The 8,802-nt window shown below is 64.4% G+C and carries 10 protein-coding genes; 6 read left to right on the top strand and 4 right to left on the bottom strand.

Going from position 1 to position 8,802, the window contains the following annotated elements; genetic code table 11:
- Positions 1-41: 41 nt before the first annotated feature.
- Positions 42-668: a glutathione S-transferase family protein gene (locus ENZ74_RS12515; protein WP_063170412.1), complete on the top strand. Its 627-nt coding sequence runs from the start codon at positions 42-44 to the stop codon at positions 666-668.
- A gap of 3 nt (positions 669-671) precedes the next feature.
- Here ENZ74_RS12515 and ENZ74_RS12510 read toward each other — a convergent pair whose 3' ends face one another.
- The gene (locus ENZ74_RS12510) at positions 672-1,916 is read right to left on the bottom strand and encodes an RNA polymerase sigma factor (protein ID WP_063169654.1); all 1,245 of its coding nucleotides are present in this window, start codon (positions 1,914-1,916) and stop codon (positions 672-674) included.
- Positions 1,916-2,269, bottom strand: coding sequence for a YciI family protein (locus ENZ74_RS12505; RefSeq protein WP_013528640.1), 354 nt, complete (start codon positions 2,267-2,269; stop codon positions 1,916-1,918). Before ENZ74_RS12505 ends, ENZ74_RS12510 begins: the two co-directional genes overlap by 1 nt.
- Before the next feature lie 257 nt (positions 2,270-2,526).
- Here ENZ74_RS12505 and ENZ74_RS12500 point away from each other — a divergent pair, with 257 nt between their 5' ends.
- Genes ENZ74_RS12500 through ENZ74_RS12490 form a run of 3 tightly spaced genes read left to right on the top strand, consistent with a single transcriptional unit; the run spans position 2,527 to position 6,001 of the window.
- Positions 2,527-3,486, top strand: a complete 960-nt coding sequence (locus tag ENZ74_RS12500; RefSeq protein ID WP_063169653.1) for a TAXI family TRAP transporter solute-binding subunit — start codon at positions 2,527-2,529, stop codon at positions 3,484-3,486.
- A 14-nt stretch (positions 3,487-3,500) separates the two neighbouring features.
- The gene (locus ENZ74_RS12495; protein ID WP_063169652.1) at positions 3,501-5,621 is read left to right on the top strand and encodes a TRAP transporter permease; all 2,121 of its coding nucleotides are present in this window, start codon (positions 3,501-3,503) and stop codon (positions 5,619-5,621) included.
- Positions 5,618-6,001 carry a DUF1850 domain-containing protein gene (locus ENZ74_RS12490; RefSeq protein WP_063169651.1) on the top strand — a complete coding sequence of 128 codons (384 nt, stop codon included), beginning with the start codon at positions 5,618-5,620 and terminating at the stop codon, positions 5,999-6,001. Before ENZ74_RS12495 ends, ENZ74_RS12490 begins: the two co-directional genes overlap by 4 nt.
- A 15-nt stretch (positions 6,002-6,016) precedes the next feature.
- On the opposite strand, the gene ENZ74_RS12485 is transcribed toward ENZ74_RS12490, so the two are convergent.
- Positions 6,017-6,403 (bottom strand): DCC1-like thiol-disulfide oxidoreductase family protein, encoded by a 387-nt coding sequence (locus ENZ74_RS12485; protein WP_255337212.1) that lies wholly within the window; start codon positions 6,401-6,403, stop codon positions 6,017-6,019.
- 254 nt (positions 6,404-6,657) lie between these two features.
- The gene (locus tag ENZ74_RS12480) at positions 6,658-6,798 is read right to left on the bottom strand and encodes a hypothetical protein (protein ID WP_013528645.1); all 141 of its coding nucleotides are present in this window, start codon (positions 6,796-6,798) and stop codon (positions 6,658-6,660) included.
- Positions 6,799-7,175: 377 nt separating this feature from the next.
- Between ENZ74_RS12480 and ENZ74_RS12470 the strand changes: the two genes are divergently transcribed.
- Both ENZ74_RS12470 and ENZ74_RS12465 read left to right on the top strand, forming a co-directional pair.
- Positions 7,176-8,045: a Ku protein gene (locus ENZ74_RS12470; protein WP_063169649.1), complete on the top strand. Its 870-nt coding sequence runs from the start codon at positions 7,176-7,178 to the stop codon at positions 8,043-8,045.
- A 12-nt stretch (positions 8,046-8,057) separates the two neighbouring features.
- A partial coding sequence (locus tag ENZ74_RS12465) for a DNA polymerase ligase N-terminal domain-containing protein (protein WP_281059703.1) occupies positions 8,058-8,802 on the top strand: 745 nt, incomplete at its 3' end.

The raw sequence follows: 8,802 nt of genomic DNA, 5'->3' as shown, positions 1-8,802 counted from the left end.
ATATCGCCCCGGCCTGCTTTGCGCGGCCGGGGGAGAATTTTATGTACAAGCTTTATACCCGTCCTGGCAGCGGCGGCTTCGTCGTCGAGGCAGCGCTGGCGTTGGCGAATGCACAGTTCGAGCAGATCGACGTGCCGAAGACCGACCGGCCCGACCCCGCCTTCCTCGACATCAGTCCGTTGAACCAGGTGCCGGTGCTGACCTTGCCGGACGGAAGCTCGATGACGGAATCGGCGGCGATCTGCATCCTGCTTGCCGAGCGTCATCCCGATGCCAATTTGGCGCCGGCAGCAGACGCGCCTGCCCGCGCCGATTTCCTGCGCTGGATGGCCTTCATGTCGTCGGTGCTCTATCCGGCGGTGCTGCGTTTCTACTACGCATACCGCTACACTGCCGATCCCGAAGGCACCAAGGCGGTCAAGCAGGCAGCCGTGGCCGAGATGGACCGTGGCTTTGCCGTTCTGGATGCCGCGCTTGAAGGCCGTGACTGGCTGGTCGGCGACCGGGTGTCGCTGGCCGACATCTATCTGGTCATGCTGGTGGCCTGGCATCCCGACATCGACAGCGCGCGGACGGCATGGCCGAACATTGAACGCCTGTGGGCGCGGCTGCGCGACCATCCGCTGATGAAGACGCTCAACACCTCGCACGAGATGTGGCCGGGCTGAAGCTCAATTTCTGAGCACTGCCCGCTTTTCCTGCAGGAAGCGGCGCACCGCCGGGTCGCGCTCGAGGCCGATCGCCCGGTCATAGGCTTCGCAGGCTTGCAGTACCTGACCAAGCCTGGCCAGGAGACCGGCGCGTGCGGCCCAATAGGGCTGATAGTCATCAAGCCGTTTGTCGTCGCCCAGCACGTAGAGGGCCGCCAATCCCGCCACTGCGCCCTCGGCCTCGGCGATCGCCACCGCGCGGTTTATCGCCACCACCGGCGATCCTGCGATCGAAAGCAACGCGTCGTAGAACTCGCGGATCGCCGCCCAGTCGGTGCGGCCGGTCAGCCGTCGTGCCGCATGCGCGGACTGCACGGCCGCCTCAAGCTGGTAGCGGCCGATGATGCCCTTGGCCGCGGCGTGGGAAAGCAGCGCCTCCGCCTCATCGATCAGGGCGCGGTCCCATAGAAGGCAATCCTGTTCCGCCAGCGGCACGAAGTCGCCGGCGGCGCTGCGCCGTGCGGCGCGGCGCGACTCAGCAAACAGCATCAGCGACAGGAGGCCCAGCGCCTCCGGCTCCTCCGGCAACAGCGAAGCCACCAGCCGGCCGAGCCAAATGCCTTCGGTCGCCAGATTGCGCCCTCGCGTCTCGGTGCCCGCCGGGTCGGACCAGCCTTCGGCGAAGGCGGCGTAGATCGCTTCCAGCACCGCATCCAGCCGTTCGCCGAGTTCGGCCTGCTCCGGCACGCGGAACGGAATACCGGTTTCACGGATGCGGGACTTGGCTCGCACCAGGCGCTGGCCCATCGTTGCCGGCGAGACCAGGAAGGCGGAAGCGATCGTCGCGGCGTCGAACCCCAGCACCGTCTGCAGGATGAGCGGCGAACGCACGCTCGATTCGATCGCCGGATGGGCGCAGGCGAACATCAGCCGCAGCCGCTCGTCGGGCAGGTCTTCGTCGGTCATGCGCGCCTCCGCTTCCTCGGCAATCAGCTTGAGATGCTCGCGGCCGGCCTCGCTGGTCAGCCGGCGCCGCACCGCATCGACGCGGCGCCGCCTTGCCACCGCCAGCAGCCAGGCTTCCGGTTTCTTGGGTACGCCGGTTCTTGGCCAGCGTTCGAGGGCGGCGGCAAAGGCATCGGCCAGCGCGTCCTCGGCTGCGGCCACGTCGCGCGTGCGGGCCGCGAGCCAGGCGACAAGCTTGCCGTAGCTTTGCCGGGCGGCGGTTTCCGCTGCCGCCCGCGCGATCTCCAGGCCACTTTCCATCACATGGTCTGTTCCCAGATCGGCCGCAGCTCGACCGTGCCGGCGCTGGCCGCGGGGCAGCGCGCCGCCCAGGCGATAGCGGCATCGGCATCCTCGGCCTCGATCATGTAGAAGCCCGCAAGCTGCTCCTTGGTGTCGGCATAGGGGCCATCGAGCACGTTGGTCTTGCCATTGACCATCCGCACCGAAGTGGCGGCCTGGGTCGGCTTCAGCCGGTCGCCGGCCAGCCAGGCGCCGGACTTCTTCAACGCATCGGTATACGCGCCATAGGCAGCGCTGATCTCGTAGGTCTTATCGGTCGGCGCGGCCGCCATCGCGGCTTCATTGACGTAGATCAAAAGCATGTATCGCATGGTCTTCTCCCGTTGTTTCGAAGGCTGCTTCGTTTGCGAGCCGGACGTATGTCGCGCGGCCCTGGCCGATTTCGACAGGCATTGGAAAAATCTTTCGGCTCCGAAGACATTTCACGCAAGCGGCCATCTGTGCATCCCGCACTCAACCATTCGTCTAACGCATGGGATTGCGGGTTGGCATTTCCATCTCGCTGTCTAAACTCGCTTCTGTTCGCGTCAGGGAGGTGATGCGGCTGCTATTTCAGGGAGGAAATCAGATGTTCCATTTCAGGACGAAACTTGTTGCGGCCGGCGCCGTGGCGCTGTCGCTTGGCCTAGGCGCTGTTTCCGCCAAGGCGCAGGAATTCATCAACGTGCTCACCGGCGGCACATCTGGCGTCTATTATCCGCTCGGCGTGGCACTGTCGGAAATCTACGGCAAGGGCATCGAAGGTGCCCGCACCCAGGTGCAGGCAACAAAGGCTTCGGTCGAAAACCTCAATCTGTTGCAGCAGGGCAAGGGCGAGATCGCGTTTGCGCTGGGCGATTCCGTCAAGCTGGCCGCCGAAGGCAATGCCGAGGCCGGTTTCCCCGGCAAGCTCGATAAGTTGCGCGGCATCGCAGCCATCTATCCCAACTACATCCAGATCGTCGCCAGCCGGGAGTCCGGCATCAAGACGCTGGCCGACCTCAAGGGAAAAAGCCTGTCGGTCGGCGCGCCGGCCTCCGGCACCGAGCTCAATGCCCGCGCCATCTTCGCCGCCGCCGGGTTGAAGTATGAGGATCTCGGCCGGGTCGAGTATCTGCCCTTCGCCGAATCGGTCGAGCTGATCAAGAACCGGCAGCTCGACGCCACGCTGCAATCGGCCGGGCTCGGCGTCGCCTCGATCCGCGACCTCGCCACCTCCGTGCCGATCAATGTCGTGGCGGTGCCGGCCGAGGACGTCGCCAAGATCGGCGCGCCCTATCTGTCGGTGGTCATTCCCAAGGGCACTTATGAAGGCCAGAGCGAGGATGTCGCCACCGCCGCCGTCGGCAATTTCCTCATCACCCGCGCCGATGTCTCCGACGAGACCGCCTACCGGATGACCAAGCTGATGTTCGACCATCTCGACCAACTGGCCGCGGCGCATGCCGCCGCCAAGGCGATCGACCCGGCCAAGGCGCTCGACGGCATGCCGGTGCCGCTGCACCCCGGTGCCGAGCGATACTACAAGGAGAAGGGCTTGTTGAAGTAGGGCGGATCCGTCGGATGACCGAAGCAACGTCTGGAACATCAACCGACGGCAAATCCGCCACCTTCCATCTGCCTGCCGTCGAAGAACAGGTCGAAGGGCTGCCGCCGGGCTTCGGCGACGGCCTTGCGGGCAAGGCCGCCTTTCTCATCGCCGTCGCCTTTTCCGTGTTCCAGATCTATGTCGCCGCCTATGGCAGCATTCCGAGCCAGGTGGTGAGGGCCATGCATGTCGGCTTCCTGCTGCTGCTCGGCTTTGGCCTGATCGCCAATCTGCGCGCCAAGAGCATGCCGGCGAAAGCCGCGTTCTGGACGCTCGGGGCGCTCGGCTTCGGCACCGGCCTCTACAATTGGGTGTTCTACACTGATCTGATCCGCCGCTCCGGCTTCCTGACCACGCCGGACCTCATCGTCGGCGCGGTGCTGGTGGTGCTGGTCTTCGAGGCAGCGCGGCGGCTGATGGGCCTGCCGCTGGCGGTCATCGCTTTCATCTTTCTCGCCTACTGCTTTTTCGGCAACCATTTGCCGCCGCCGCTCATCCATCGCGGCTATGATTTCGCCCAGATCGTCGACACCTTCGCCTACGGCACCGAAGGCATCTACGGCACACCGATCTATGTCTCGGCTGCCTACATCTTCATCTTCGTCGTCTTTGCCGCCTTTCTCGAACGCGCTGGCATGATCGCGCTGTTCAACGATTTCGCGCTTGGCCTGGTCGGCTCGTGGCGCGGCGGCCCGGCGCAGGTCTGCGTGCTGTCCTCGGCGCTGATGGGCACCATTTCCGGCTCGGGTGTCGCCAATGTGGTGGCCAGCGGCCAGTTCACCATCCCGCTGATGAAGCGCTTCGGCTTCCGCTCGGCTTTTGCCGGCGCCGTCGAGGCGACCTCCTCGATGGGCGGCCAGATCATGCCGCCGGTGATGGGCGCGGTCGCCTTCATCATGGCCGAGACGCTGAACGTGCCTTATGCCGAAGTGGTCAAGGCGGCGATCATCCCGGCGCTGCTCTATTTCGGCGCCTGCTTCTGGCAGGTGCATCTGGAAGCCGGCAAGGCGGGCCTGCACGGCATGGCCAAGGCCGAGCTGCCCAATCCGTGGGACGCGGTGCGGCAACACTGGCCGCTGGTGCTGCCGCTGGCCGCGCTCATCTACCTGCTGTTTGCCGGCTATACGCCGATCTTCGCCGGCACGATGGGCCTGGCGCTGACCATCGTGCTCATCCTCGGCACGCCGTTGGCGGCAGCGATCGGGCCGCTGGCCTTCCGCATCGTCTTCTGGATCGCGCTCGGGCTTGCCGCCGCTTCGTTCATGAAGTTCGGCGTCAACCTCCTCGGCCTGGTGATCGCCGCACTGGTCGTCGCCTGCTTCACGTTCAAGGGCGGCCGCGAGACGTTGCAAATCTGTGTCGACTCGCTCGCCGAAGGCGCCAAGAACGCGCTGCCGGTCGGCATTGCCTGCGCCATTGTCGGCATCGTCATCGGCACGCTGACGCTGACCGGCATCGCCTCGACCTTCATCGGCTGGATCATCTCGATCGGCGAGGACAATCTGTTCCTGTCGCTGGTGCTGACCATGGTCACCTGCCTGGTGCTGGGCATGGGCATTCCGACCATTCCCAACTACATCATCACCTCGTCGCTGGCCGGGCCGGCGCTGCTCGAGCTTGGCGTGCCGCTGCTGGTCAGCCACATGTTCGTGTTCTATTTCGGCATCATGGCCGATTTGACGCCCCCGGTGGCGCTGGCGGCGTTCGCCGCCGCACCGATGGCCAGGGAAAGCGGCCTGAAAATCGGCATCCAGGCGACCAAGCTGGCCATTGCCGGCTTCGTCGTGCCGTTCATGGCGGTCTACACGCCGGCGCTGATGCTGCAGGACGCAGGTCCGATCGCCGCCCAGTTCGGCTATCCCGTCGAGGTCGGCTACATCGTCGCCAAGGCGTGCATGGGCATCGTGCTGTGGGGTGCCGCCGCCGTCGGTTTTCTGGTCACCCGCATGGCGTGGTGGGAGCGGCTCGTCGCCTTCGCGGCCGGCGTGCTGCTGGTCGCCGCGGTGCCGCTCACCGACGAGGCCGGCTGGGTGCTGGCGCTGGCCTGGATCGGCTGGCACTGTTTTCGCGCGCGGCAGGCTTCAGTCAGAACATGAGCCTGTGCATCCTGGCCGCGGGCAAGACGGTAACGCTCTCCGTCGCCGCCTTCACGCTGTCCTGGACGCATTCGGTGGAACGGACGCGCTGGCAAGAAGACTGGAAGGTCACGTCCTCCGGCCTGCAGGTGGTCGAAGCCCGGATCGAGGGCTCGGGCGCCGGCATGGAGCCGCCGGAAGGCGCGGTGCTGAAGGAGGGTTGGTGGAGCTATGCGCCTGATGTCGGCCCGCAGCGGCGCGTCGTGCTCGCCGCTTCAGGTGCAACCAGCGACGGCTGGACACTGTGCACGGTTCAGGGCTGCCGGGAATTGGGGAGGACGGCAGGCGGACCGATCGTGCTCGAGCCGTGCCGGCCGGATGGCACGAGCCAGCCGCGGTAGCGCATAGCCACACCCTCAGCCAAGGAACCGCTTGCGCAGCTCCGGAGAAGGAATGTCGCAAGCATCCTTCCTGCCGAACAGGGCGTAGCGGTTCCTGGCGATGCGATCATAGAGCCAACCACGCAGCGGGCGCGGCAACAGCAACAGTGCCTTGGCCGCCCGCCAAGGCCAGCCGAGTTCCGCCATGACGGCGACAAAACTGTCCAGCCGCGTGAAGGCGACGCCGTCGATCAGGACGAGATTGGTTTCGTAAGAGTCGGTGCGCAGTCCATGCTTCCGGAACAGCGCTTCACCGAAGGGCGACTGCGCGGTGGCGAAGCGGAAACGGCCTTGGCGGTCGAGCCTGACCACCATGCGCACGAAACCGGAGCAGAGCACGCAGACGCCATCGAAAACGATCAATGGATGGCGTGAGTCGAGAACTGTTTCGAAGGGACGAGTTGACTGGGGTCGAACTGGTTGAAGATGGTCCGTCACGCTGGCCTCGGCTGCTCGTGTCCTATGACACTAAGCCGGCCAGCGATGGTATCAAAGCCGTGGCGATGTCGCACGGCGCCTGTCGGCGAGAGCGGGACGCTCGGCGCGATAGGTGGTGGCGCGGATAGAGGCGGCCGGCCTGCAGATCCGGCTGTTGTGGCGATTTTCGAAAGCCATGATCAGTGCGCGCCCAGCGAGTTGCCGCGACGGGCGCAGGCCGGGCCGGGGCCGCGCATGTAATAGCGTTCGGGCCGGTAGGTCGGCGCAACGAATTCGCGGATGGCGGCGGCATAGCCGATGAGGTGCGCGAGGAAGTTCATTACCTTGTCCCTGTCCCGATTTTCGGATGTCCCTTCCGAATTGCGGTCATCATAGCGTCGAGGCGTGAATAGTCGGTGAACGTGATGTTAATATCTGGTCGAAAATGCCTTGCTTCGTGGCTGGAATGCGGCTGATTCGGGGTCTTTCCGTGCAGTTGGTTGGCATTCCGGCCAATGTGACTTTTGCATCACATATGTTTCGTTTGAATGTCGCCTGCGCGCGGTTCTGTTTCAACTTTTGCCGAGCCCGCGAAATTTCCGTGCTGGCGGCCAGAACCACTCAGGCGGCCCCTTGGCATCCAGATCGGCGCGGGAGCGCGGAACTGGAGCGCGATCTGTCCGTTCTCACCTTCATCTGGTTCTGAAGGGAAGATATCATGGCGCCGCGTCCGGCCTGGAGAGGCTATCTGAAGCTTTCGCTGGTCACCTGTGCCGTCGAACTGACCAATGTCGTCACCCATACGGAGCGGGTCTCGTTTCGCATTCTCAACCGCAAGACCGGCAACACGGTGAAGCGCCTCTATGTCGATGCCGAAACCGGCAAGCCGTTGGAGGAGGATGACGAGATCAAGGGTTATGAACTCGACGATGGCAATTTCATCCATATCGAGGAAGACGAGATCGAGGCGGTGCAGATCGAATCCTCGCACACGATGGCGCTCGACGGTTTCGTCGACAAAGCTTCGATCCAGCAGATCTATCTCGACACGCCCTACTATGTGGCGCCCGCCGACAAGGTGTCGGAAGAGGCGTTCGCCGTCATTCGCGATGCGATGGCGGGCAAGAAGATGGCCGGGCTGGCGCGTATCGTGCTCTACCGACGCGAACGGCCGGTGGTGATCGAACCGCTCGGCAAGGGCATGGTGCTGACGACGCTGCGCTACGACAACACGGTACGGCAACCGGACACCGTCTTCGGCGACATCGAGCCCGTGAAGACCGATCAGGAGATGACCGATCTGGCCGAGTTGATCATCGACAAGAAGAAGACGAAGTTCGATCCCTCGAAATTCGACGACAAATACGAGGACGCGCTGCTGGAGCTGATCCGCGCCAAGAAGGCCGGCCACAAGGCGCCGAAGGCCAAGGCGGCGCCCAAACCTTCCAATGTCGTCAATCTGTTCGACGCGCTGAAGAAGAGCCTGTCGGACTCCGGGTCATCGAAAACATCTTCGTCGGCGAAGGCCAGGCCAGCGGCCAAACGCGCCAAGTCGAAAGCCAGCGCGCCCAAACGCAAATCGGCGTGAGGAACCCAACGGATGGCCAGCCTCGAACAATATCACTCCAAGCGCGATTTCAAGAAAACCGCCGAACCGGCCGGCAAGGTCGCCCGGACCAAGCAGGGCGAGGCCGGCGGCATCTTCGTCATCCACAAGCATGCCGCGACGCGGTTGCATTACGACTTGCGGCTCGAGCATGACGGCGTGCTGTGGAGTTGGGCGGTGACGCGCGGCCCGAGCCTCGACCCGCATGAGAAGCGACTGGCTGTCCATGTCGAGGATCACCCGATCGACTATGCGCCGTTCGAAGGCACCATTCCCAAGGGCGAATATGGCGGCGGTTCGGTTATCGTTTGGGACGAGGGCACCTGGATTCCCGAGATCGACCCGGCCAAGGCGATGAAAAAGGGCCATATCAGCTTCGAGCTCAGGGGACACAAGCTGCATGGGGCATGGCATCTGGTGCGGCTGAAGCCGCGAGCGGGTGAAAAGCGCGACAACTGGCTGCTGATCAAGTCGGACGATGCCGCAGCGCGTCCCGGCGAGGACATCCTCAAGGAAGCGCCTGAATCGGTGAAGTCCGGCCTGACGATCGAGGAGGTCGGCGAGGGCAAGACCGCGAAGGGCGAGAAGCCGAAAGTCTGGCATTCCAACAAGCCGGCCGCCGTCAAGACAAAAGCCGGCAAACGCCTCGACTTTATCGAGCCGCAGCTGGCCACGCTCGAGCGCGATGCGCCGCCGGGCAAGGACTGGCTGCACGAAGTGAAGTTCGACGGCTATCGCA

It is taken from the genome of Mesorhizobium sp. M7A.F.Ca.CA.002.15.2.1 (genome assembly GCF_003998715.1).
Classification (GTDB): Bacteria; Pseudomonadota; Alphaproteobacteria; order Rhizobiales; family Rhizobiaceae; genus Mesorhizobium; species Mesorhizobium ciceri.
Note: the sequence above shows the minus strand (reverse complement) of the source record. Positions and strands in the feature narration are given on the sequence as shown.